Source organism: Pseudomonas sp. Tul2A7, assembly GCF_054790505.1.
The window spans coordinates 2,265,463-2,289,954 of sequence record NZ_CP186499.1 but is presented as its reverse complement, the minus strand read 5'-3'; the positions used below and the strand labels follow the sequence as shown (position 1 = coordinate 2,289,954).

Below are 24,492 nucleotides of genomic sequence, written 5' to 3'. Positions count from 1 at the left end.
CCAAGCTGGTTATACTCCTGCCATTGTTTCAAAAACGGATACAGATCATGACCGAAGCCGCTCTCGCCCCCGAATCTCCGCACGCGCCGTCTGTCATTCGGCTGCTGCTAGGCAAACTCGGGATCGCCTACGAAGAAGTGCTCGACCACCACGGCCTCAATGCATCGCGCAAGGTACAAGCCGTGTTGCTGGACGACGCCGTCGGCGCGCTGATGGTGCTGTTTCCGCAGAGCCAATTGCTCGACCTCAACCGCCTCGCCGAACTGACTGGCCGTCGCCTGACCGCCGTGTCCACCGAGCGCCTGGAAAAGATGCTCGGCAAACACAGCCTGAGCCTGCTGCCAGGCCTGCCGGCGCTGACCAGCTCGCCGTGCCTCTACGAAGAAAGCCTGCTGCGCGAACCGAAGCTGCTGATCAACTCCGGCGAGCCGGGCCTGCTGCTGGAAATCGCCAGCGAAGACTTCAAGACCATGCTGACCAAGGCCAGCGCCGCCAACTTCGGCGAAGCCCTGAGCAGCATCCGCCCGAACCTCGACCGCCCGGACGATGACCGCGAGGAAATCACCCAGGCCGTGCAAGCGTTCACCGCGCGGCGCATTCAGCAGCGTCTGGAAGCGACCATCGAGATTCCGCCGCTGGCCGAAACCGCGCAAAAAATCATCAAACTGCGCGTCGACCCCAACGCCACCATCGACGACATCACTGGCGTCGTTGAAACCGACCCGGCGCTGGCCGCGCAAGTGGTGAGCTGGGCGGCGTCGCCGTACTACGCCTCGCCGGGCAAAATTCGTTCGGTGGAAGACGCGATCGTCCGCGTGCTCGGTTTTGATCTAGTGATCAACCTCGCGCTGGGTCTGGCCCTCGGCAAGACCCTGAGCCTGCCGAAAGACCACCCGCAACACACCACGCCGTACTGGCAGCAATCGATCTACACCGCCGCCGTCATCGAAGGCCTGACCCGCGCCATGCCGCGCGCCCAGCGCCCGGAAGCCGGCCTGACGTATCTGGCCGGTCTGCTGCACAACTTCGGTTACCTGCTGCTGGCCCACGTCTTTCCGCCGCACTTCTCACTGATCTGCCGCCACCTGGAGGTCAACCCGCACCTGTGCCACAGCTACATCGAGCAACACCTGCTCGGTATCAGCCGCGAACAGATCGGCTCGTGGCTGATGCGCTACTGGGACATGCCGGACGAGCTGGCCACCGCGCTGCGCTTCCAGCACGACCCAAGCTACGACGGCGCCTACGCCGAATACCCGAACCTCGTCTGCCTGGCCGTGCGCCTGCTGCGCAGCCGCGGCATCGGCTCCGGCCCGGATGAAGACATTCCGGATGCACTGCTCGAACGTGTCGGCCTGACTCGCGAAAAAGCCAACGACGTTGTCAGCAAAGTCCTCGAAGCCGAAGTCCTGCTGCGCGAACTGGCCTCGCAGTTCAGCCAGGCATAAAGAAACCGCTCTCACGGATCATTCTTGTTCGTGAGAGCGGCCATTACAGCGTCGTTCATTCATCAGGCAATGAAACGTGCTATCCATCCGCTTGTAGGAAAACTCAACCGGTCTTTCCAATACTCACCGCAGATGACGATTTTATTATGCGCGGTGACGTGCAGATCCAAATTACTTTCCAGTTTCTCAGCCTGATCAAAAGATACCCACCCACTACCGTTGAACGTCGAATCGAGCTCGCCGGTAAGGCGATAACGTGCGCAAACAGCGTGCATCTCATCAGTAGCAAGCCGTCCACCACTGGTGCCAGCAACAATCAACTTGCTTTCATCCTCGTCGCCAAAGGCGCAGCTCGACCAATTCTGGCCAATCTCAGGCACAACTTTGGTACATAACGGCTGGCCATTGTTGAACAGAGGGTGAGGTGAGCCATCCGCACTGAGTACGACAATCACCCCTTCCCCCTCGAGGAAGCCTTCACCGGCCTGGCCTCCTATCAAAGCAATCATTCCGTCCTTTTTCCTCACGGCAATATCGCGAAAAATCGGCAGCCGATCAGAGGACACAATAGCTGTCTTGAACTTGTCGTCGCGCATTCCATCTTTTGTGAAGCGCACGGCATAGGTACCGAAGGTGCCTTCATCATGAAAGTCGCCATACACCACCAAGCTACCGTCCGCTTGCACAGCCAATCCACGGGCGGCGTTATCGCCTGCCGGACTCAACTCAGCCAGTTCAACAGTGGCCGAACCGATTTTGTTGAAGGTGTCGTCAAAAGTGCCATCAGGATTGAGTCGCATGACCAAGCCTTTGGTTTGCTCTGCCACATGATCAAAGCCAAAATAGACCAACGCTATTTTGCCGTCTGGCAACTCGATACCGGACGCTCCAGAACTGGCGGTGCTCTGAACAGCAGGCTTAATATTTCGAGATACATTTTGGCGTGCGCGTGCAGCCTTGGCCGCTCGACTTAGTGTTACGGGTACCGAACCGTACGGGAACGTGACCACACCGTCTTCACCAAACTCATCGTTGAGTCGACCGTCCGGCAGCAACTGGATGGCAATGAAACCACTTTCATAACTCGGCGACTGCGACGTGTAATCGACCGTAATCAGCAACCCACCATTACTGAGCAAGCTTGCGCCCAATTTTCCTGATAGGAGTTTTTCCCCAGTCAAAATCCGCGCAAAACCTTGCTGGTTCTCGCCAAACCCGGTACCGACATCAAGCAGTCCCTTTTCAGTTAGCCGTGCCGCTACGAAGCCAGGGAAAACACCTGACTCATTCGCCACGACGAGCAGCCGACCGTCAGGCAAAGGGAGGACAACTTGCGGGGCAATGCTGACAAACTCAGGAAACGCCCAATCGAGTTTGCCGTCATTGGCGAATGTTGAATCAAGTTCACCTGCTTGTACGGTCATGTTGATAACTCTCCAATCCGGATAAGTCCCTTTACTGCTGGACGATCCCTATGAAGCCTCAACATGCAAACAAAAACACCTGTCACTTCTGACAGGTGTTAGTGGTGTTACGCGCCAATTGACCGACTTATCGAGCCAAACCGATTACCCACCGGGTTTTAAAAAATGGCGCTTCACGCCTTAGGCTTGGCCTTCCTCGGCTTCAAATATTTCATCAAACCCTGAAACCACATCACCAGCGCAGGATTACCCTTCAGCTGGATCGACTTGTCCTGAATCCCCTGCATAAACGCCAACTGCTTGTTCTTCGCCTGCATCGTGGCAAAGCCATAACCGGCATCTTTAAACGCAATCGCAAACGCCGGCTCTGCCACCACACCGGATTTGCTGGTAATGCGCTGATCCTTGACCACGAAATGCCGCGCCACTTTCCCGTCCAGCGTCTGCAGCTGAAACACCAGATCCTTGTCACCCAACTGCTGCTGGAACGCAGGATTTGTCCGGCTGGCCTTACCCATCAACAAACCCATCATCCACAGAAGAAAACGAAATTTCATGCGCACAGCCTCAAAAGGAAAATGAACGGCCGAGGCAGTGTAAGGGATTCGGACGATAACGCCAGTATCTGACGCTGTTGGAGGATGATGCAGCCCATTTCCCGCACGATGACTGCCAAGTCACGATTCAGCGCTCGCCCCCTGATCGTTCCCCCGCTCCGCGTGGGAATGCATCCCGAGACGCTCCGCGTCTCACCACTCACCTTTCCTACACCTGTTGAAACACATCCCTGTAGGAGCTGGCGAAGCCTGCGATCTTTTGATCTTCCGGCCCGCGAATCTATGGGAAATTTCCTGCAAAGTGCGGGGCTGTCCATGAACTAGGCGAGTTGGTGCGGTGGGGATAGGCTCTGTGGGTCGCCGCAAAATCGGTGACTCGGACGTGCAAGTCCAGACTCGTCATGCATTCAGTTATGGCTATTCGCCGGGTGTTTTCCTATGCTCGCGAACTGTTATGGCGGCTGTGTATGGGAGGCCTTCGGGTCTGCCGGTTTCCGAGTCCGGTCTTGCACACCTATACACAGCTGCCACCCTTTCGAAGCAAGCGAAACGGTGTTGGCTCCATAACTCGGAAAATACCTATGATCAAACCAACACCCAATCCCCCAGAAAACCCCGATATTTCGCCCTACGAATCTCTGGAATCAAAGAAATTCCACGAAGCCGCCGAGCGCGCCCTCGACCACCATTTCAAACCAGCCGTCGAACCACATCCCAAACGTGAGAACGGCCTCTTCAAACTCTCCCCCGGCACCGACGCCGAAGCCCTCATGGCCAACGCCTCCGAAGACCTCCTGTCCATCAGCGTCATCGCCTGCGACCTCGCCGACGACCTCCACGGCTCACGCCGCTCGGTGGCACTGGCCCTGAGCAGAATGGCGGACGGGGTGAGATTGATGGTGGAAGGGACGCTCGACCAGATCGAAGTGCGAAGCGTGGCGGCCAAGCCGTAGCGAGATTTGCGGATGAAAAAAGGGGACGTTAAGTCCCCTTTTCTGATCCTCAACAACAACGACTAGCGAAAATCCTCCGCACTTTTTGGACGTGTCTCCAACCCGAAAATCGCTGCGCGGTGGATGTACGCATCCCCACCCGCATTACAGGACTGTCGAAATACGACCTTGTCGCCCTTGAGTACAGAGAGATAACTCACGAACGCCTGATTAACGAGGTAGGTGTAAACACCGCTTTTGAACTTGATGATGTTCAGGTTCACGCTGCCTTCCGACGCATCCACAACAAAGAATTTGCCCTTGGGCGGCAAAGCCGTCTTCGGATAGCTCATTTCTATTTTGCCCGGCACGCCGTAACGGTACTGAACAGAACCGGCCGTGGGTTTGCTGTTCCCTCGCGCACAAATGGAAACCGTCTTGCCACCCTGCAGCGGGCAACTGAAGTAAATGTCTTCGTCATCTGAACACAACGTTCCATCCTGCCCGCCCTTCAAAGGCGCTGTTTCTTGCGAGACGCGTTCTGGTATTTGAGTGACATCGGCGCAATTGGACAAACACACCAGCTTCGAAAGCTCCGGAACATCACTTTCAGTAAACAGGTACGTCGCTGAACCGTCACGGTTGCGGGCGTGGTAAACGGGAACACTGACGGCCAGCCCCTTGGCGGATACGGGCACGACCTCATCCTTCCCTGAGACGACCCAGCCTTCAGCACCACCGCACAACGCCTCCAAGGCAACGTCACTGAAGGGTTCTTTCGTTGGCACTGCGAACGGCTTGGCATCACCTCGGCAGTCGTAGCCGTGCCAGTAGGGACCCGTATTCGGATTAATGTCTATCGAGAAAATATAGGCGCCGTCGAGAACTACTGTCCCGCTGTTGTAGGTAAAAACCAGCCAACGGCGGGACTTTGCCTGGGAGTAATTTTCGTTCGCCAGGATGTAACGCTCGCCATCTCGATACAGCCAGAAACCACTCATTGCCCCGGCTGATTCCGCCTCCTCTGAAAGACGCTGTCCGGATTTTGCGTCCACAAGAACGTTGTCTCTCAGCGCCAATGCGCAATCGCTGTCAGCGTCCATGCAGGACTTGAGGGACGGGAATATTGGCCCCGCCGCCACAGAGAAAGAACACAGCAATAACGCGATCAAGACTAATCTTTTCAACTTGCCTCCCTGCTTATGATTTACGGGGCTGATTAAACTTTCCTCACCGCAGATCTCTGCGTCTTAAAGCGAGTAATCCATCACTTCTTCCAACTGCCAGCATTGTCCACGGACAAACCGATACTCGAAGACGTAGTCGGTATCTGGCTTCTGCAGGATCGCGATCGCCTTGTCACCCCGCTCTTCCTTGACGGTCAACGTCAGGCCCTGGGCCTCTCGCTTCGCCGGATCCGGGATTATTGGGAACTTGAGCTGATCACCGCTGAGACTGTTTTTTTGCATCTCGGGCTCGGGGTCGCCGGCCACGGTTGTGACCATTTTCAGCGGCTGTAGGACGAAGGCTTTCTGCAACTCCGCGCGTTCAGAGAAGGCTGAGAGGAATGTTGAAAAGTCGGGCGAGGGACACACTTCACCGTCGATCTTTAACGCTTTCTGGCGGATCTCCTGTTGCAGTTTCGAATCGGCAATGATTTTTGCATCAAGGTCTGCCAGACGCTTTTTGATACTAGTTGCATCCTTGTAGGCACACACAACATCGACGCCGTTTTCAAGGTCTCGGCCGTCTCGGCAATCCTGCAATTCGGGGTCTGGTGGATCACCGCGAAAAAACCGCAACGACAACCGTTCGCCCTGCTTGATGAGTGGCAATTCCAGCGTCCAATAGGTGTAGCCTTCGAAACCACCGTCTGCCTCTTTTTGCCTCATGAGCACGTAAAGGGACTTCCCCGCTCGCTCAGGGAATTTGCGTTCGAAAAAAAACACCGATGCGACTTCATCACCCACGAGCGGCGCCACAAACGAGAGTTCTGGCCTCGTGGCACTCATTGTCGTGTAGAAAACCTCCCCACCGGGAACGTAGGCACCTGTCGTCTGACCTTTGAGTGTGTTCTTCAAGAACAACACGGTGATCTTCTGCCCGCCCACCGTTGCCACCACCGGCGGATGCATTTGCTTGATGGTTTGCAGGTCATCCGCCGTTGCCGTTTGCGCGGTAAAACCGATGATCGATGCGAGCAAGCACACACAACTTGAAAACCTGTTCACTTCCATTACTTCCTTGTCGATCGACGAATTGATCAATCTTCAATAACTAGCGCGAGGGCATCACGATGACTCAGGTTCGCCACATTTCAGCGCTTTTATTTGCTCGTTCTTGATCGGAATCACACAGGCGCGACGCTTCTCACCGGGCGCGCGAAGCTCCGTAGTGCTTAACGTCAGGTGCAGACCGTCATCTGTAAATACAGGGGCCTCGAATCCAGCATCGGCGTAACCGGACTGGAATGACTTGCCGTCAAAACTGCAGAACCGCGTCAATGACAACACTCGCCATCCACCGTCAGGCGCGAGAATTTGGACCGTCAAGCATGGGTTGTCGAACGAGTAGAGATAGCGCGCGACTACATCCTGGTAACGCTTCGCGCCGGATCTGGACACCTTATTCATATCAACCACATCACCCGAGTCATCTGCCACGATCCTGTCCAGATATGCAGCGCGTTCCAGGCTCATTCTGATGATGCAGCTATCGACGGTTGTAGAGTGAAGCGCCGTATCAGGGTCGATATCCGTGGCTTCGAGCGGGCATGTGGTATCGCGCAACTTGATCCACGCACGCTGTGACTCTCTGGCGATGGCCATGAAAGCCTTGCCCTGTTCAGGGTCGCGTTTTTGCTGAACCTCAAACCTTGCCATCAGCTTTTTGTAGCTGGCATTGAGGTTGGCGTCGGCCCGCTTAAGTTCGGCCGCCACGCATTGATTAAATTCCAAGCTAGAGGTAATGACTTCGCATTCGTCCTCGGCGTGCGCATATAACGCGCATAGCATCCCAAGAGGTAACGCGATAAAGCGGACAATCCTGTTCAATTTTTCATTCCCTGATGTGCAGTTCGCTCAATCACTCTTTGCGGAATTTTCTGCGCCTTGCCGTCGGCGCTCATCGCGTCGCGGTACTCGCGGTAATAACGCTGCGCTTCTTCTTTCCGATCAAGGCGCCAGAGTGAATCGGCGATGTTCAACATCAGCACCGTGCGTTTACCAACGGCCTCAACGCCGCGATAAAACTTCAGCGCCAACTCATCTCTACCGCCCTCGGCCAAATAGAAGGCCAAGTCGTTAAAAGCTTGAACATTGCGCGCTGGTGGGTGACAAGCCATATAGGACTCTGGACTTATAGTGCGAAGATTGAATGCGAGTTCTTCCACGCGAGATTGCGGCATCTCAATATTTGAGACCTGCTTCAATAAGTCCTTTGGAGACGGCGTCTGCAGGACGAGGTCAGGCGCATCCTCTTCCCCGGAAGTCCACCGATTGCCCTCCCACTTGCCGTAGCAAAACCTGGCTGCAGGCTGACTGAGCACGCAACCGGTCTCCATCGAAATGACCCCGCAACCAGTTTCCTCTGTTGGGATTTCTTCACCCTCCTGGCCAATGACAACGCCATACAGAGTCTGAAGGAGGAGCAATGTTTTCTTGTCGGGACTTAACCAAGCCTCATGCGTTTCAGTACCCACCGCGGGTACATAGAGGGGAAACGTTTTTCCATTGGCGGTAAACGAGGCAACCGCCGACTCCGCAGCAGGCCTGCCCCATGTCTTGTCCTTCAGCGTTACTAAGTGCCCGCCAACCCCCACGATCTGAATATTTTCAGACAAGGCATTGGCTGAAGCTGACAGGCCCATGACAAACATCAACCGCTTAAGACTGACCGCGAGAAGACGGTTCATCCACTCACTCCTCATCCATCGGCGACGATTCCACGTCGGTCATGCTCAGCAGCCGGAATTCGTTGTTCACAAATTCGTAGTAACGGTCCCGGTTACCACTTTCCAACGCATTCCCTTGGGCATCTTCTTCGCCGTCGAGCGTGATGCCGGAGACGATGATCAAGCGGCTGTCGGGCTGGTAAACCATGCCGAAGGTGCTGCCGTCGTAAGCATTCGGCAGACCGCCAACCACTTCACCGGTCTGGGCGTCCAGCACCTCGCCGCAAATGGCGCTGCCGCCACAACTGAGCCTGTACAGAATGTAATGGCCGGCGAAGTTGACCTTGCCTTTCAGGGCTTGCACCCGTGCCTGATCCATCATTGGGCTGCTGTTCTCTTGCGGCACCAGCTTATGGTTGGGGCCGGTGAAAACTGGCGTGACGGTGTAATCCTTGAAGGTTGGATCGGCAGCGAATGCCATGGACGCGGCAGCCAATATCAAGCTGCCGAGAAGAACCGAAAATCCTTTCACGTAGTAACTCCGTAAATGCCGTGGGGACCGTCGGCTTACTCAGCCTGCCCTTCGTAACGCTGTGTCTGCGGGTCGAATTGCCACAGATGTGGCCGGGTCATGCCCTTTTCACCCTTGTAGCGAATCCGCCCGCGCTTGTCCCTGATGTAGGAGTAGATCTCGATGTCCTTGAACTCACCTCCCCCCTTGGCTGGGCCGTCCAGAACTTTGACCCCGGCGAAGTAACCGCCGCCCGAATACCTCAAATAACCACGGCACTGGATCAGGAAGGCGAATGTGCTATCCATTGATGAGCCAATGCCGACGCGGGAATTGAAGATGAAGTCTTCGATGCCATCGCCATTTAGATCGCCGCGAAAAACCACGTGGCCCGGATCGATAGAAAACTCTTTTCCATCGAGATTGGAAAGTATGTCTTCCGGATGTTCACTGCTCTGCGACCATTGCGATAAGAAATATTTTGAGTCAGCTTCCTGATTGCAAACATCTGCCGCCATAACCGCTATCGGCAACCAGCTCACACATAACACCAGCAATCGTTTCACTTCGCATCCTTCGAATTGATCAATTGCAACTCACCATCCCGATACAACACCTCACACCCCACCCACGCCGGATCCACCTGCGGCATCACCGCCGATGGCTTGCGCAGCTCCCGCAGCAACGTCGAGCCATGGGACAAGCGACCACCCATCCGTGCAATCACCGCCCGCGCAGTTTGGTAATGCGCGTGCCGCCCCGGATCGAGGGTGTCTTCGAGCAAGATGTCGGCGCCGAGGATGCCTTGCACCTGCCCCGGATAAATCATGAACCCGGTGGCCTGTTCCGCACCTTCGCGACCGTCCTGCCAGAAGCTGCCATCGCGGGTGCGCACGTCGGGATGCGGCGCGAACCAATGCTCGCGGTCCGCCAGCGGCATGGCGTGGTGCAGGCGGAAGAAGATTCGCATGAGGTTGTCGCGATACCACTCGCGCACTTGCAGGTAGTAGCCGCGCAGGCCCGGCAGACCGGTCAAATGCGCGAGGTGGATCAGCCCTGACCATTGCGGGAATGGTTGTAACGGCAGCTCAGTTGCCGCCGGCCGAGGCGTAGCGGGATCGGTTTCCCACGGCAATCGATGCGGACTGTTTTCAAGATTGTCGTAAGCGGTCGGCGGGCGGCCCATCCAATCACCGCCACTGCTGGCCAGCGCCGTGGCGATGCACAGATTGCCTTGCACGACGAACACGTAAAACCGGGTGAACCAGTCCGCCAATTGCTGACCATCGGCAACTTGGGCGACGAGTTCGGCCAGCTCTTGATCAAAGCGCTGCAAGCCGCTTTCAAGATTCAGCAAATGCCCGCGAGCCTTGCGTTGCATACGCAAAAACAGCGGCAACGAACGCAGCATCTTCAGCGGTTGCCACGGCAGATGCGGCGTCGCGCCGCCAACTTCACCAGCGTAGTTATCGGCGCTGATGCCCCAGTCGGCCAACCGGGCGAGAAACAGATCATTGTTGATATAGGACGCGCCGCCGAACACTGCGGTGAACGGCTCGTTGTCCTGCAACACCCGCGCATCCCAACGCGCCATGATCGCAGGGATACTCGCTGCCGCGCGGCGCTGGGCGTATTCCACCAGAACGCTCGGTTGCGGCGGCAGGATCTCGGCGATGTTCGCGGCAGTGAGGTGTCGGCGCCAGCCGTAGTCGCTGATCGGCCGGTATTGCAGCAGCCACAGTTGTGAGCCGTCCCAGGCCCATTCGACGTCTCCGGGCACGTAGTGGAACACGCGCAGCACGTCTTGCAGAAAGCGCCACAGCAAGTCTTCGGTCAAACCATGGGCCGGCGTGAACGTGCCGCTGCGCCAGGCATCGCCGAGCCGCGAAAGCGTTGCCCGCGAGGGGCTGACGTGACCGTCGGCCAGCGATTCGAGATGGCCTTCAACCCACTCAAGTTCTACCGAGAGATGGCGCACGAAAGCGATGCCGGAAACGACCGGCGTGATGAAGCGCTGCACCACCACTTCCTCGACACCTTCGGCCGTCAGTTCGGCAATGCGTTTCGGCACATTGGCGGTCGGCTCGCGCAGATAGGTTGTGCTCAAACCGGCATTCGCCGAATCGGCCTGATCCTCGCCATAACTGGAGGAGCGCACCGCCCATGTCACATCAGGTTGGGCGGCGAGAAATGCCGGCAGACGCGGATCGCTGCAATCGTTGAGCGTCAGTGCCGCCGGCACCGCTTGCCGCGCCAGTTCAGCCAGGCGCAAACGCCCGCCCTTGGTGTGCGCGACAAACCCGCGCTCGCCCGACTCCAGCCACTGCGCGAACTGCGCAGGCGAGTCGATCCACGGGTAATGACCCCAACCGGGTTTCAGGCTAATGGTCAGATCAGCGCGGGCGAGAATCGCCGACCACGCCGCCGCTTGCTCGATGCCGAGCACCGCGTCCTGATCGCCCCAAACCAACTCGACCGGATCAGTGATCCACTCCAGCAGCGGCAGCGCAGTGTCGGCGCGAATCAGATCCCAGTGCGGCACAAACGCACGGCAGCGCGCATAGCCGGAGCCCATGCGCTGGTACTGCTCGGGCGTCCAGGTCTGGTTGGAAAACTTGCGCGCGAACAGCGTGGGTTTGTTCGACAGCAGCCAGTGGATGGTCTTGCGGATCGGCAGCGGTGACATCAGCGCCGGCAATCGACGCTGCCACAAAAATGCCCCAACCGGCGCCAACAGAACACTGCGGGAAAAGTGTCCGGGCCGACGCTGCAACGCATGCAATACAAGCAAGGCATTGACCCCGACCGCCATGATCGCGCTGCCCTGCTCAGTCATCGCCAGCAAGGTCTGCGCGTAGTCCGCCAGATCTTCGCAGGGTGGCTGCGGATTGGCGCCGAAGCCCGGCAACTCCAGCGGCACGACTTCGTAGCGCTGGAAGTGCGGCAGCGCGTCATCCCACCAATCGGCAGCGCTGCCGTTGCCGGCCAGCAGGTACATCAACGGCTTGCTCATGAGCGATCCTCAGGTCAGATCGCGCAGAGCGGCGTCGAGGGTTGGATAGCGGAATGTGTAGCCAGCCTCGGTCAAACGCTGCGGCACCACGCGCTGACCGTCGAAGAACAACTGCGCCATCTCGCCTGCCAATGCGCGCACTGGCGCGGCGGGAATGTGCAACCACACCGGACGCTTGAGGACCTTGCCGGCCTGCTCGGCGAACGCGGCCTGACTGACCGTTTCGGGCGCGACCATGTTGTAGGTGCCGCGCAAACTTTCATCGTCGAAGGCCAGGGCGATTACCTGAAGCACATCGTCACGATGCACCCAGCTCATGATCTGCTGACCGTCGCCCATGCGCCCGCCGAACCCCATGCGGAATGGCAGCAGCAACGGCGTCAACGCACCGCCCGGGCCGAACACCACACCGAGACGCAGCACCACCTGACGCACGCCAAACTCAGTGGCTGGTTGTGCGGCAGCTTCCCAACGCGCGCAGAGTTCAGCCATGAAGCCGTCGCCCTTGCTGGCGTGTTCGTCGAGGCTTTCGCTGGCATCGCGCACGCCGTAGAAACCGATGGCCGAGGCTTGAATCCATAGCGCTGGTTTGTGCTTGGTGTTCTTCAGCCAGGTCATCAACGCTTCGGTGGTGCCGACTCGGCTGGCGAGCAGTTGCGCCTGACGCTTGGGAGTCCAGCGTGGGCCGGCGACAGGGGCACCGGCGAGATTGATCACTACGTCGAAGGCTTCGTCGTGGCTGAGTTCGCTGAGCGAATGCACGCAGCGGACGCGGCCGTTGAATAGATTGGCCGCGCTCAACGGATCGCGCGTCAGTACGCTGACCGAATGGCCCGCGTCGAGTAATTGATTGACCAAGGTTTCACCGATGAACCCGGTGCCGCCGGTGATTAGCACACGCTTGAAAGTGCCGCCGGCAAACGGGTTGGATTGGCTCGGAGTCTTTTCTGAAGGGGATTTCCGGCGGTCATGCCGATACAGCCAGAATAACGGCGGCACCAACACCAGCAACGCAAAACCGTCGAGCCACAGGTGCGACCAAACCTGTTGTTGCGCCGAGAGCCACATGTCCTGCGGCGCCCATAACAGGATGCCAGCGATCAACCAGCCCCACACTGCCGGGGTTTTCAAGCGATTGCCCAAGTGCACCAGCGCGAGCATGTACAACGAATAACTTTGCAGCGTCGCGCCGAACAGCGCGAGCCACCAGACTTGTTGTTCGTGGCCGGCCGCAGGTACCGCATCGCCGCCCCAGAATGCGAGTTCGAGGGTGTGCAGATAGCCGTCGAGTAATCCGGAATGGCCGGCCCAGGTCAGGGTGAGGCCGGCGAGAATGTGCACGATTGCGGCGGCGTATAGCCAGAGCACTAGCGCGGGGCGAAGGGAGTTCGAGGGGGCTGGCATTCCGTGTCCTGAGCGCATTCCTTGGGGGTGGGGGAGTTTAAAGGAAAATCGCGGTCGTCAGATGCTCAAAAACTAAACGTTTTACCGGACTGATTCAGACTCAACGACTGCGAAAACGCATCAGACATGACCCGGCATTTCAGATGCAGTGACTGGCTTTGATCGGTTCAACGCCTGACGATCCCAATCGCCCCACGTTGAAGATGCCCAACTGATTACCTTTGTCAGCCGCCATCTGATAACAGGCTAACGCCCGGGACATATCCTTCGTTCCAAACTCGCCACCTTCAAAGGTCGAGGCCAGATAATTCATCGCATCAGCGGAGCCCATGGAAATAGCACGAATAACCTGCTCTTTTGCCTGCTCGGGATTGAGGCAAGGGCCGTTATAGTCAGTGGAGTTTCCTGAACAAAGAAACGTGGCATAGGCCAGCGCGCCACTTGGTATTTTCGAGGCCGCTTTGAACAGCGCCTCAACCTTCGGGGTTTCCAACTGAGACGCCATTTGCGAAAGGCTTAGGCTTGCCGCCGACAGGCTCGCCTGTGCGTCACCCGACTCTGCAGCACACACAAAATTTTCCAGCGACGCTTCAATCAACTCCACCGTCAGCGGGTATTGTTCAAGAAACCCCAGCCCACCTAGCGCTTCGGCACGCTGATAACAGAAGTTCTCGGCGCGGCTCATTCCCGGGTTCTCTGTTGCGACAAGATCCTTCTCGCTGATCGACCAATCCTCAATCCCCTCAAGCACCCAACATGCCTGACGAGAGAAGTTGAAGATTTTCACATTGCTGTTGCCTGCCCTCTTATCCACCACATTGACGTGACTATCATCAACCTCTTCGATCTCGACGCCAGGTATCTTGCCGGGTGTGATTGCAGCCATCAGCGGATAGGTGAACGTTGTTCCACTAATACCCGAGGTCGAAGGCTCAAAGGTACTTCGATCCTTCCCAGCTACCGGTTTCAACACCAGCGACTTGACCGTCATCGCCGTGAGACGGCGCTGTGATTCGCTGTTGGCGGAAAACGCCGTCAGGAACGGCGCGAACTCCTCCGAGGGGCAAGCGTCGCTGGTCGGTGCCGTCGAAGCGCTCTTATCGGATGCAAGCGCAGGGACAATCTTGTCCAGATACGCCGAGCGCTCGCGGCTCATTCTGGCGATGCACGAGTTAACGGCGAACACATGCGCCGGCATCCCCGTCTCGATTTCGAATGCCTCCAAAGGGCAGTTCGCATCGCGCAACTTCAACCACGCACGTTGCGACTCTTTGACCTTCGCCGCGTACTCCGCGCCCAATGCCGGATCTGCTCGATAGTCAGATTCAAGCCGCGTCATCAACTGCTTGTAACTGACATTCAACTGCGTATCGGCAGCCTTCTTCGCCGCCTCCGAACAGGGCACCATTTCCAGGCTTGAGGTGACATGGCTGCAATCGTCCTGCGCATAGGCCGCTGAAACTGGCAGTAGTAGCGCGGCTAGCAGGGTAAAAACAAAACGGTTCAATGTGTTCTTCCTTGAGTCATTCAGGTTTTGCGTTTGGTGAATCGGGTGATGCATTGCTTGGGTATGTTCATTTCCCAGTAAGTGCTGAGCAACGCTTTGCGCTTTTGGTCGACGCGCAGGTTAACGAAGCCATCGCCGCAGTCCGGCTGTAACTCTTCGAAGGCGCCGGTTTTGACTTGGTAAATGAACACCCGGTAGTAGTGGTAAGTGCCCATGCCGTCATCGAGTTGCCAGACCGCGAAATCCTGGGCGCCGTCGAAATTGAAATCGTCGAACTGCATGTGGAGTTCGTTTTCGGCTTCAAAATCGATTGTTCGAGACTCACTGTGCGTTTCGCTTTTAACCGCGATGTTCAGTTTGGAGCCTTCGAGAATCAGCGTCGCGTCGACGCCTTTGGTTGGACTGAACGTGGTGGTTTCGGCCAACGCCGGGATTGTCCACAGCAGGCCGAGCAGAGATACCGCTAGAGTTTTGAATTGCATGTGCTCGCCCTACTCCTCCCCGTGAAACGCGGCTCGTCTCAATTGCAGTTTTCTCGAGATTTCGCTGCCTGCGGAATACGTTCACCCTTTCCGTTCATTGTCATTTTTTCGATGTATTCCTTATAAAGCGGACATGCGTCGGACTTCATTCCGATATCCCAATAAGCATCTGCCAAATTCAATGTTGCAACGACTCTCTCCGGAAACTTTTTATGAATCCCCCTCAAAAGCAAAGCAGCTAAAACATTGTTTTTGCTACGATACAAATAATAAGCATAGTCATTTAGAGGCCCGACATTATCATTGGAAATTATCAACGTTAGCTCATACACCAGCTCTTGAGGAATACTCCTCCTTACCTTGTTCCCGCTATCATCGAGCCCATAAAATAATTCTCCTTTTTCGCCCTGAGGAAGCTTACCAAGAATATATTTTAAGTCTTTCCTGATTTCTGCAAGCTGATCCTCATTACTCAAATAGCTAAAATTGGGACCATTTTCGGAGAACTGAGAAAATAGGGTGCAACACGCCACACGCTGAACATTAAACTTCTGCGGAAATAGTGCTTCAACTGGTACCCTCTCACCACCCAAGGTATATTTTTCATCTCTACTAGGTTGCGCCCAAGTAGATTTTTTATAGAGAACCCAGTCTTTCCGCGCAGAATTCCATTTAAAACTATACTGCGTAAGATCAGTATTACGAGTATAGAAATCCAGCAACAACGAAAACTCACCTGGTAGATAACCTACAGATAACCCACCGTCTCCAAGTTCAAAAACCCCCGAAACTGACTTGTTACCCCCACCAACATCTATAATAATTCGCGAAATTGTACCGTCATCCTCAAGTGGTCTAACACCATACGAATCGCAGATTCCATCCCCATTCAGGTCAGCCTCGCAGCTAGAACTCGCATTGACCACTGACGCCATGAGCGCGAAAACTAAAAAAGCTACCACCCTCATTCTAAGGTCCCCTCAAGTGCAACTATGCGCGCTTCGGCATATTTTTTAGCCGCTGAAAATAAAAATGGACAACAAAGGGGACAGATTTATTTGGGCTCAACGATAAAACAAACAGATAAATAAATCCGTCCCCTTTACCACCTGACTTAAATTGCCAATGTGGTGACGTATGCGCTGGATCATCTGGAAGACTAGATGGCGGTGAAGCAGGAAGTCACACCGCAAGAGGATACACGGGACGGATTCAGCTAAAAATGAACCGCTCCGTTTCTCTATTGCCGCGCACACAACTTTTAATGTTTTTTGTCCTGCAAGCTAAAGTAATTTTTAATGCTCGCCGCATCTTTATAAGCACAGACCACTTTATTTCCCGTTACCAGATCTGCCCCCTCCATACAATTATCTAGAGCTGGGTCAGGCAAATCGCCACTAAAATGAAGCAAGGATACACTTCCACCATCTCTCCTTATTGGAAACTCCATTACCGAATAAGCAAAACCGTCAAATGCCGAGTTCGACAATTTTCTTTTTGTCAACACAAACATAGACTTTCCGGCTCTCGCAGGGGACTTCCACTCGTAGAAAAATACAGAAGCGATCTGATCCCCCTCAACCTTCCAAACATAGTTTAGAGAGGGTTTACCGGAGCTCAATGATGAGTAATATATCTCAGCATCGGCAACATGCTCTTCTTTAGCTATCGCCTTCAGACTATTTTTCAAAAAAAATACAGCGATCTTTTCTTCGCCCAAAGAGGCTACCACCGTAGGATGGAATTCACCTATTGTGGGTGCGGCGTCCGCAAACACATTGGACGCTACGAAACCAAAAACTACATACGGAATAAAATGCCGCTTAAATAGAGTTAAATATTTTTTCAACTTTATATATCCTTTTTAGGAAAAAATGGAACAGACCACGTTTTTCGTGGCAAATACTAAAACCGTGATCTGTCCTCATTTCACCCTAAGAGCTGCCCGCGGGACGGACTAAAAAAATAAATCCGTCCCTTTTATTACGATCGCTCTAAAACTCTCTTAGGAATTTTCATGGCTTTTCCCGACTGCTGCATCATAGAGATATATTTTTTATAGTTCTCTGCAGCCAAATCTTTTTGGCTCAACCCCCAATATGCATCAGCTATATTCAAGTAAGCGACAGTTCTCTCTGGTTTTTCAGAAATCACCTTTCTTAGCAGTTCAACCGATTCTGAATAATATCCTGCCTCAGCAAACAAAAATCCGAGATCATTGGACCAACCCACCTTGTCAGGATAGAAATACGCTTCAGCTATGTAGCTTTCAGGTGCACACGACTCACTACTGCCCCCATCGGCAACAAGATAACCCATAGATTCTATGAGCTTATTTTTATCATTATTTTTGTATGCAACGAGTGCTTGGTCTGCCGTCGAGACAACAAAGGATGACATGAGTTTTTCACCTTTCACCCGCCCCGCCTGAATGTCCAAATTTAACTTTTGAAGATATTCAAATGCAGTCGCACCGTCGAAATCTTCAAGTGATTTAGAAATCAAAACATTCAGAGGTAAAATATAAGCACTCTTAAGAGACCTATCGCACGATTCATTATTAACCGTATAGACAATCCGGCTAACTGCCACACTTTTGCGAGTAGCATCATATTCAAATTGAACATTAAAATTCTGCGACGTTTGGTCTTCTTTTTTTGTAATCAAATTCAAAACATCTCCCACAACGTGAGCGTCTGAATTGAAGGTGTATATTTCCCCTTGAGAATCCACAACACCTATAGTTTTATCGACGCCTTTAACAACAGAAACATTGAAGCCGTCATAACTTTTAGGCGAATACACATTATTAATTTTCGCCAATGCCGATTTTGCGCTCAATATAACCGAGTCTTTCCCAGACACCTCAGCAACCAAGACTAGTTTGTCGGGAAGTGCAGCATCGTCATTTTTTACGACCAGGAGTCTTGGAGACTTTAATCCAGGAACCAAACCAACATCAAACTGTTTCTTCACCATTTCTGCAGGAGGAACACTATCGTTTGCAGTACCAAGCGAAGACTGGCCAGCAAGAAAAATAAATAAAAAAATCTGTAGACACCAAAATTTTTTTAAAATAATCATTTATTAAGCTCCTGATAAATCGCTGTAAAATTAGTCCTGCGCTCCGCATAACTATCAGTATGCTTATTAACTACTTCTGTAATTTTATTAGTAGAGTCCGTATTTGGCGCGACTAGATTATTTATATTATTTACATCCCAAAACCCCATAGCCGATAATAATCCTATTTTTGTATCCAGCAACTGGTCTGGATTGGAAACCATTTCAATGGTTTCCTCAGGTATTTTTTGCTTTAAGCGGTCCTCTACCGCCTGATAGTTTGATTTCCACGTCAGCTGAATAAAACCTTTGCCTTTATACTTCTTACCTTCTTCACAGCCACCCGCAGTCAATACAAATCCACCTTGAACTGAGTTGCAGCAATAAATACGCTTCGCGATCTCGTCTTCATTTGGGAATTGAGAATATGCTTTATTTTTACGAATCGTATAGGCGCTCTTTGCCGCAGGGCTTAGTGCATTATACTGCGCCATTGTAATGCGTTTATATCCATACAGTTCAGCTTCCGCAGGATATGTGTTGAAATACCTTCCAAACTTAGACCTGAGAGCTTCAGCTGAATACCAAAGATCTTCTACCTTACCTACCAAGGCGCTACCAACCTCGGTCTTCACTTGAGCAAAAAACTGAGCCATTTTCGGCGCGGTATTAATTTCAAATCGATCAGCATACTTATTAAATAACCCCCTTACCTCCTCACGCTTTTGATCGGTAGAGTCTGGGAACATTTTCTTCATTTGATCGAAAGAGATCAGTTCCGCGGCCGATGAAGTAAACCCAGCTATGAACTCTATCGGATGAAAGTGCCAAACTAGACTGGATTCAACTGACGCTTTTCCAGATAGCTCATCCCAGAAGATAAATTTATCTATCCTCTCTTTTTCATGAGCCTTTAATTTTGGCGAATGCTCTAAAATATCATCCAGCCGAGCCCATTTTGGTTGATTAGCTCTATCTTTCCATTCCGTTGGATGCTTGGCGACAAGCTTTGACCATTGAGAGCGTGTGTCAGTATCCTTCAACGCGTCGGCCAACTCTGATGCGTCTATCTCTTTATTATTATCTTTATCGATTTTTTCAAACAATCTTTTGAAGAAAACGGGCATATCGTTTGGATCGAGAAATCCATCAGCAGCAGCGTTTGACTCCTCCACTATCTGAAAGCCCAGCTTCGCCCAATCATGCTGCGATATTAAAGTGGCGCCAGCCTTACGTACTAAACCGGCCACGTTTTGCCCTTCGTCTATTACATTGATCTCATACCACTCTTGTGTATCTTTATAAATCGGCGCTTTGCTTAACTCTACAGCATGCAGTTCTTTCAGAGAAACTTCCCCAGTGGCTGGGGCCTTTAACTTAACCAGAGAATTTTTGGCTAAATACAAATACTGTCTGCCAACTTTTAAGGCAGCAGTATTATTCAAAAAGTCTTCTATACCTGTATCAGCGGTAAAAATTTCTATATGGGCTTGGAACTTACTACTAACCTCCCCAGCTTCAGTGACATTCTCCATTTGCCCAAGGTAACCGACAGGATCTCCCGCCTTAATTCCAACTCCTATATTCAAAACAGTGTCAACAGATGCCGGTTCAGCTACACTCCATTTTAGAACATTATTTTCCGAAGTATTTTCAACACACGCCCAGAATGTCGGTGGCACATTTCCTGTGGCGACCGGACCACCACTCACCAGCGTGCATTCGGCCATACGCTGCAGGGATGGCCCGACAACTAAATTCAAAACTTTTTGACTATCAAAAGCTACGACGCTGTTCATCATCAACTGCAAGGCACCGAGCGAAGCACCCGCTGGCTTGCCATTAGTAGGATCTGACGGTGCACCGAAAAGGGGAAGCTTATTAACTACTGTCCCATGAACCTTGCCCTGCCAATAGGTTGGCCGCTCTCGCTCTGGTACCTTTTCTTCCAACCAAACTCTATCACCGGCGTTGTTTTTATAGGGTTCGCCGGCCTTTAAGTACGCAAACCAGACTTCACTCCCTACTTCTCGTGTCTTTTGTGAGTTTACCTGCACACTTCCAGATATGATTTTACCTTTAGCATAAATTCGGTCTGTACCCGCGACCGGACTTTGATCTAAGATTTCAAGTTTCGAGTCTTTATTTAACTTACCCACAGACACAATACTAGATGACACTGGCAATTCGTCATATGCTTTAAAATCATTGACCTGCATTGTCACTTTCGGCTTAGGCGCTTCCTCAGGAGGTATAGGATAACGATCAAACGGTAGCAAATGCATATATAGGCTATAGAATGTCAGCTTATTTTGCTTCCCCTTATTCGCCCCTTCTTCTGGATTAGGTGCAGACTTATACTCGTGCCGGACCAGACAGAAAGAATTCGAATACTTTAATTTTTTTGAACTCCCACCTGCATCAAATGATGATTCTAGATATTCTTTATTTAGGCGATAAGCAACGACTTCACCATCAGCCATACACCGTAATGGTTCATCCAATACACATTGGGGAGCGCTTGCATTGCTAACATGTAGTCCGCCATGCCAGAATTTGTTACTACCTAACAAATAATGACCAGATACTTCGCTCTCTAGTACCTTATATACTTCGTCAGCCCCAGTGAACTGCTTGCCATCTGGTTTACGGAATGGATATTGGAAGCTCATCAGCGGAGCTGGGCCTGCTGGTGCAGGGGCCGGCGCAGGATTAGATGCGGGTGCTGGTTGTGCGCCTCTGAATTGGGGCCTCGGGCGTAAAAATTTTTCAGGCATTGGCCAGTAACCACTACCCGCCCCATACTTGGCAGATTTCGGTCCGTTTGAAGACTGTGAACCGAAGAAATTTCCCCTATCTCGAACAGGCGACCCGGAGATGTCTTCGATGACCCCCGTATGTCCATGAAAGTTTATCCACAGCGCAATATCGCCAGGCTGTACTTCCGTAAGCGGGATCACATCAAAATAAGTAGTGTCGGTATTCAACCCTGATGTTGTGAGGTAAGGGATCGTATACCCCGCATCCTTCAGCATTCGATACAGAAGCCCGGAGCAGTCGATTTCCTTCTTGCCATCGTTATCATGGTCAGTCTCGCCCTTGAAAGGGCCGTACTCGTAACCAGTGCGATATTGCTGCCTTTGTTCAAGTAGTCCTGTGCTCATCAAAAGCTTCCTGCTTCAAAACATTGAATAGAGTTATCGCTGACGACGCCTCGGGCTGCCAAGCGCTCAACCAAAGCGGTAGCCGTCTTGGGATCGGTTTTCTGAATATTCCGGTAACACGCCATCGCGCGTGGCAAGTCAGCCGCTACGAGGGCTCCCGCTTCGTACACTTCACCTAATCGAATCAGTGCGTTAGTCGAACCTAGGCGGGCGGCACGCTCCAATGTCGCTATTGATTCTCTGGGATTAATACAACCGTGACTTTCGTCGTATTCACCTTCATCGCAATAAAAATCTGCGAGAGTCAAGCCGGCATCCGGCACTTGCTCTGAAGCTTGAATCAATAACGCCACGATTCTGGAATTCTCCAAGCGTGGCGCCTGCCCAGAAAGGCTGATTCCCGCAGCAGCAAATGCTGCTTGCGCCGAACCCTTCCGGGCGCCATCTAAATAGCTATCCAATGCCGCGGCGTACAAATAGATCCCTGATTCGGGAGAGGCCTTGTTTACCAACCTGTCGAATATGACGCCTTTTTTGAGTTCCAGCTCACCGGGCGTTAGTTTCTCAGACTGAGTGATCTCTTCCATGACCGCATCGATTGCCCAGTTCTCCACTCGATTCAGAGCCCAGCAATCACTGTGTTTGAAAAGAAAAATCTTCAAAAAATGGCCCGCCTCATCTCGGACGACCACCCTGTCAGGCACCTTGGTTTCAATAGTGAGATCCAATTTGGCAGCATTTTCCGGAAGCAGCACCTTCAACTCATCGGCGGAAATCGAGCCCAGGCTCCGTTCGACAACCTTCGGTATTTTCCCATCAGCTATCACGTGAACATGCTTCACAGGAGACGCAATAAACGCTTTCTGTGTCTCTGGCTCAGATGCAAAAACTTTTACGAAATCAGCAAAATTGCCACTTGGGCATTGGGCGGTGCTGGACGAAGAGGCAAAGGCCCCCGAAGTCATCCCCCAGCACAACAAAACAATCGAAAACCACTTCATCTGCCTTACGTACCTGTTTGTTGTCATCACGACACTCATCACTCAGAAAACACAAAAAAAGCCTTGGGCTTAACCTTCTCAGGCGGCGCATTCAACAACGCCTGATCCATCAAACTCCCCGCCTTATCCTTATCCGCCGCCCCCGGCAGCACCGGCGGTTTAATCCCGATCCCCGTGCCGGAGCCAGCCGAGCCCCCGGCATTGATCTTGATCACCGGCCCAACCACCGTAACCCCACCGCCATCAAGCTTGATAAAGCTCCCACCCCCAAGAATGGTCAGCTCCGTCCCCGCCTCAATAACAATCTTGTCCCCAGCCTTAAGGTGAATCTCTTTCCCCACACTCGTCAGCTGCGCAGTCCCCAACTTCACATGCTGGTTTTGCCCAACCGTCAGGTGATCATCCAGCTTCGCTTCAACCTTGCGGTCGGCAATCGTGGTGCGGTGTTCTTCAGCCTTCAGCTCGGTGTAGGTGTTCTTAACCACCGTGTCATGGCGTTCATTCCCGACCCGAATCTTCTGGTCATGCTCAACGTTCTCATCCCAATCGCGCTGCGCATGAATGTAGATCTGCTCCGCACCTTTCTTGTCTTCAATACGCAGTTCGTTGTACCCACCACCACCCGGCGAGCTAAGGGTTTTGAACACGCTGCGCGTCTTGTTCGCCGGCAAGGCGTACGGCACCGGGTTTTCCTTGTGGTACAGGCAGCCGGTCACCAGCGGTTGGTCGGGGTCGCCTTCGAGGAAAGTGACGAGGACTTCCATGCCGATGCGCGGAATGCTGATTGCACCGTAGCGGTCGCCGGCCCAGGAGCTGGAGACGCGCAGCCAGCAGCTGGTTTTGTCGTCGGCCTGGCCTTCGCGGTCCCAGTGGAACTGGACTTTGATGCGGCCGTATTGGTCGCAGTGGATTTCTTCGCCTTTGGGGCCGGTGACCATGGCGGTCTGGCTGCCGAGGACGCGTGGTTTCGGGTGTTCGAGGGCTGGGCGGTAGAACACGTCCCACGGGGTGGCGAGGAAGGTGTTGCGGTAGCCTTGGTGAAAGTCGTCTTTATTGTCGGTGGTGTCGCTGGTCACGCCTTCTTCGAGGACTTGCGGCTGCTTGCCTTCGTGAAAGATTTCGGTGAGCAGCCACAGGTCGTTCCACTCGCTGCGCGGGTGGTCGGACATGGCCATGAAGTGGCCGCTGACCAGTTTGGTCTGGTCGCCACGGCCCTCGGCCTGGCGGTAGTCGGCGCGGTGGCGTTCGAGGGCGCGCTGGCTGAGGAACTTGCCACGGGCGCGGTCGATGAAGCGGCCCGGGTAGTCGTAGTCTTCGAGATCTGGCTCAGTGCTTTCGCCATCGGGTCTGTAGGCCGCTTCCATTTGCAGGCGCGGTTTTTCGAAGTCGTAGTCGCGCCGTGTGATGCGGCTGGTGCGGGTTTCCAGGCGCAGTTTGAAGCCTTTGATCACCGGTTCTTCGGCGACCATGCCGCTGCCTTGCACGTACGCGGTTGGCTGGCCGAGGTCGGGGAACACGGTCTGGTCGTCGCCGAACACCAGCAGGTGGCCTTTATCGCTGTGCTGGAAGTGGTAGTGAATGCCTTCCTCTTCGCACAGGCGCTGGACGAAGTGCAGGTCGGTTTCGTCGTATTGCACGCAGTAGTCGCGATCCGGGCACGGCTGGCTCAACTGGAAACTGTAGGCGTTACCTTTGATGCCGTGCTCTTCAAGGATCAGCGCGATGATTTTCGGCGCCGACATCTGCTGGTAGATGCGCTGGTTGGTGCGGTGATGCAGGTATTGCAGTTGCGGCACCATCGACACTTTGTAGCGGGTCAGACGCTTGCCGGCATCGCCTTGGGCGACGCGGTAGATCTGGCCATGGATGCCCGAGCCTTGTGGATCGAATGCGAGGAAGGCCTGCTTGTGCAGCAGTTGTTCGAGGTCCAGATCCGGGTTTTCGCTGACCAGTTCGAGGTCGAAGCGATACGGCTGGCTGATGCCTTCGGTGCCGGTGAACGACAGCACTTGCAGGTCGCCGACGTAGTCTTCGACCTTGAGGCTGAAGTGGGTTTCGTTAGCTGGGTTGAACATAAAGTGCTCCCTGTTCGAA

20 protein-coding genes are annotated in these 24,492 nt (G+C 53.6%); 2 read left to right on the top strand and 18 right to left on the bottom strand.

The genetic code is table 11. From position 1 onward, the window contains the following. Positions 1 to 47: 47 nt before the first annotated feature. Positions 48 to 1,448, top strand: a complete 1,401-nt coding sequence (locus ACOYXJ_RS10185; protein WP_034152069.1) for an aminoacyl-tRNA deacylase and HDOD domain-containing protein — start codon at positions 48 to 50, stop codon at positions 1,446 to 1,448. A 62-nt stretch (positions 1,449 to 1,510) separates the two neighbouring features. On the opposite strand, the gene ACOYXJ_RS10180 is transcribed toward ACOYXJ_RS10185, so the two are convergent. After that, positions 1,511 to 2,872: an NHL repeat-containing protein gene (locus tag ACOYXJ_RS10180; protein WP_460369295.1), complete on the bottom strand. Its 1,362-nt coding sequence runs from the start codon at positions 2,870 to 2,872 to the stop codon at positions 1,511 to 1,513. Between the two features lie 173 nt (positions 2,873 to 3,045). After that, the gene (locus ACOYXJ_RS10175) at positions 3,046 to 3,429 is read right to left on the bottom strand and encodes a helicase (protein WP_039757355.1); all 384 of its coding nucleotides are present in this window, start codon (positions 3,427 to 3,429) and stop codon (positions 3,046 to 3,048) included. 581 nt (positions 3,430 to 4,010) lie between these two features. Between ACOYXJ_RS10175 and ACOYXJ_RS10170 the strand changes: the two genes are divergently transcribed. Further along, positions 4,011 to 4,382, top strand: coding sequence for a DUF6124 family protein (locus ACOYXJ_RS10170; RefSeq protein ID WP_016985802.1), 372 nt, complete (start codon positions 4,011 to 4,013; stop codon positions 4,380 to 4,382). A gap of 62 nt (positions 4,383 to 4,444) precedes the next feature. Here ACOYXJ_RS10170 and ACOYXJ_RS10165 read toward each other — a convergent pair whose 3' ends face one another. The 16 genes from ACOYXJ_RS10165 to ACOYXJ_RS10090 form a co-directional block, all read right to left on the bottom strand. Then, positions 4,445 to 5,548: a hypothetical protein gene (locus ACOYXJ_RS10165; protein ID WP_460369293.1), complete on the bottom strand. Its 1,104-nt coding sequence runs from the start codon at positions 5,546 to 5,548 to the stop codon at positions 4,445 to 4,447. 63 nt (positions 5,549 to 5,611) lie between these two features. Beyond that, on the bottom strand, positions 5,612 to 6,628 hold the full coding sequence (locus ACOYXJ_RS10160) for a hypothetical protein (protein WP_460369291.1): 1,017 nt from the start codon (positions 6,626 to 6,628) through the stop codon (positions 5,612 to 5,614). 24 nt (positions 6,629 to 6,652) lie between these two features. Further along, positions 6,653 to 7,414, bottom strand: coding sequence for a lysozyme inhibitor LprI family protein (locus ACOYXJ_RS10155; RefSeq protein WP_238156312.1), 762 nt, complete (start codon positions 7,412 to 7,414; stop codon positions 6,653 to 6,655). Then, positions 7,411 to 8,274, bottom strand: coding sequence for a tetratricopeptide repeat protein (locus ACOYXJ_RS10150; RefSeq protein ID WP_460369289.1), 864 nt, complete (start codon positions 8,272 to 8,274; stop codon positions 7,411 to 7,413). Before ACOYXJ_RS10150 ends, ACOYXJ_RS10155 begins: the two co-directional genes overlap by 4 nt. 4 nt (positions 8,275 to 8,278) lie before the next feature. Then, positions 8,279 to 8,734, bottom strand: a complete 456-nt coding sequence (locus ACOYXJ_RS10145) for a hypothetical protein (protein ID WP_460373115.1) — start codon at positions 8,732 to 8,734, stop codon at positions 8,279 to 8,281. A gap of 86 nt (positions 8,735 to 8,820) precedes the next feature. Further along, the gene (locus ACOYXJ_RS10140) at positions 8,821 to 9,330 is read right to left on the bottom strand and encodes a hypothetical protein (protein WP_460369287.1); all 510 of its coding nucleotides are present in this window, start codon (positions 9,328 to 9,330) and stop codon (positions 8,821 to 8,823) included. Beyond that, entirely contained in the window at positions 9,327 to 11,777 is a 2,451-nt protein-coding gene (locus ACOYXJ_RS10135; RefSeq protein ID WP_460369285.1) for an alpha/beta hydrolase, read from the bottom strand. The genes ACOYXJ_RS10140 and ACOYXJ_RS10135 overlap by 4 nt, the downstream gene beginning before the upstream one ends. A gap of 9 nt (positions 11,778 to 11,786) precedes the next feature. Then, positions 11,787 to 13,181, bottom strand: a complete 1,395-nt coding sequence (locus tag ACOYXJ_RS10130; RefSeq protein ID WP_460369283.1) for a TIGR01777 family oxidoreductase — start codon at positions 13,179 to 13,181, stop codon at positions 11,787 to 11,789. Between the two features lie 139 nt (positions 13,182 to 13,320). Continuing rightward, on the bottom strand, positions 13,321 to 14,688 hold the full coding sequence (locus ACOYXJ_RS10125) for a lysozyme inhibitor LprI family protein (RefSeq protein WP_460369281.1): 1,368 nt from the start codon (positions 14,686 to 14,688) through the stop codon (positions 13,321 to 13,323). A 20-nt stretch (positions 14,689 to 14,708) separates the two neighbouring features. Continuing rightward, the gene (locus ACOYXJ_RS10120) at positions 14,709 to 15,170 is read right to left on the bottom strand and encodes an XAC2610-related protein (RefSeq protein ID WP_460369279.1); all 462 of its coding nucleotides are present in this window, start codon (positions 15,168 to 15,170) and stop codon (positions 14,709 to 14,711) included. 38 nt (positions 15,171 to 15,208) lie between these two features. Continuing rightward, positions 15,209 to 16,138, bottom strand: a complete 930-nt coding sequence (locus tag ACOYXJ_RS10115; RefSeq protein ID WP_460369277.1) for a tetratricopeptide repeat protein — start codon at positions 16,136 to 16,138, stop codon at positions 15,209 to 15,211. A gap of 293 nt (positions 16,139 to 16,431) precedes the next feature. Beyond that, entirely contained in the window at positions 16,432 to 17,019 is a 588-nt protein-coding gene (locus tag ACOYXJ_RS10110; protein WP_460369275.1) for a hypothetical protein, read from the bottom strand. 134 nt (positions 17,020 to 17,153) lie between these two features. Beyond that, on the bottom strand, positions 17,154 to 18,254 hold the full coding sequence (locus ACOYXJ_RS10105) for a tetratricopeptide repeat protein (protein WP_460369273.1): 1,101 nt from the start codon (positions 18,252 to 18,254) through the stop codon (positions 17,154 to 17,156). Next, the gene (locus ACOYXJ_RS10100) at positions 18,251 to 21,397 is read right to left on the bottom strand and encodes a hypothetical protein (protein WP_460369271.1); all 3,147 of its coding nucleotides are present in this window, start codon (positions 21,395 to 21,397) and stop codon (positions 18,251 to 18,253) included. The genes ACOYXJ_RS10105 and ACOYXJ_RS10100 overlap by 4 nt, the downstream gene beginning before the upstream one ends. Continuing rightward, positions 21,397 to 22,398: an SEL1-like repeat protein gene (locus tag ACOYXJ_RS10095; protein WP_141232666.1), complete on the bottom strand. Its 1,002-nt coding sequence runs from the start codon at positions 22,396 to 22,398 to the stop codon at positions 21,397 to 21,399. The genes ACOYXJ_RS10100 and ACOYXJ_RS10095 overlap by 1 nt, the downstream gene beginning before the upstream one ends. Before the next feature lie 38 nt (positions 22,399 to 22,436). Continuing rightward, positions 22,437 to 24,473, bottom strand: coding sequence for a type VI secretion system Vgr family protein (locus tag ACOYXJ_RS10090; protein WP_460369269.1), 2,037 nt, complete (start codon positions 24,471 to 24,473; stop codon positions 22,437 to 22,439). Between the last annotated feature and the right edge of the window lie 19 nt (positions 24,474 to 24,492).

Bases quoted from the DNA above. Each gene is read 5' to 3' on its own strand.
- ACOYXJ_RS10135 (WP_460369285.1), bottom strand. From the start codon at position 11,777: ATGAGCAAGCCGTTGATGTACCTGCTGGCCGGCAACGGCAGCGCTGCC.
- ACOYXJ_RS10090 (WP_460369269.1), bottom strand. From the start codon at position 24,473: ATGTTCAACCCAGCTAACGAAACCCACTTCAGCCTCAAGGTCGAAGAC.
- ACOYXJ_RS10120 (WP_460369279.1), bottom strand. From the start codon at position 15,170: ATGCAATTCAAAACTCTAGCGGTATCTCTGCTCGGCCTGCTGTGGACA.
- ACOYXJ_RS10180 (WP_460369295.1), bottom strand. From the start codon at position 2,872: ATGACCGTACAAGCAGGTGAACTTGATTCAACATTCGCCAATGACGGC.
- ACOYXJ_RS10175 (WP_039757355.1), bottom strand. From the start codon at position 3,429: ATGAAATTTCGTTTTCTTCTGTGGATGATGGGTTTGTTGATGGGTAAG.
- ACOYXJ_RS10130 (WP_460369283.1), bottom strand. From the start codon at position 13,181: ATGCCAGCCCCCTCGAACTCCCTTCGCCCCGCGCTAGTGCTCTGGCTA.
- ACOYXJ_RS10095 (WP_141232666.1), bottom strand. From the start codon at position 22,398: ATGAAGTGGTTTTCGATTGTTTTGTTGTGCTGGGGGATGACTTCGGGG.
- ACOYXJ_RS10100 (WP_460369271.1), bottom strand. From the start codon at position 21,397: ATGAGCACAGGACTACTTGAACAAAGGCAGCAATATCGCACTGGTTAC.
- ACOYXJ_RS10145 (WP_460373115.1), bottom strand. From the start codon at position 8,734: ATGGCATTCGCTGCCGATCCAACCTTCAAGGATTACACCGTCACGCCA.
- ACOYXJ_RS10170 (WP_016985802.1), top strand. From the start codon at position 4,011: ATGATCAAACCAACACCCAATCCCCCAGAAAACCCCGATATTTCGCCC.
- ACOYXJ_RS10115 (WP_460369277.1), bottom strand. From the start codon at position 16,138: ATGAGGGTGGTAGCTTTTTTAGTTTTCGCGCTCATGGCGTCAGTGGTC.
- ACOYXJ_RS10150 (WP_460369289.1), bottom strand. From the start codon at position 8,274: ATGAACCGTCTTCTCGCGGTCAGTCTTAAGCGGTTGATGTTTGTCATG.
- ACOYXJ_RS10105 (WP_460369273.1), bottom strand. From the start codon at position 18,254: ATGATTATTTTAAAAAAATTTTGGTGTCTACAGATTTTTTTATTTATT.
- ACOYXJ_RS10185 (WP_034152069.1), top strand. From the start codon at position 48: ATGACCGAAGCCGCTCTCGCCCCCGAATCTCCGCACGCGCCGTCTGTC.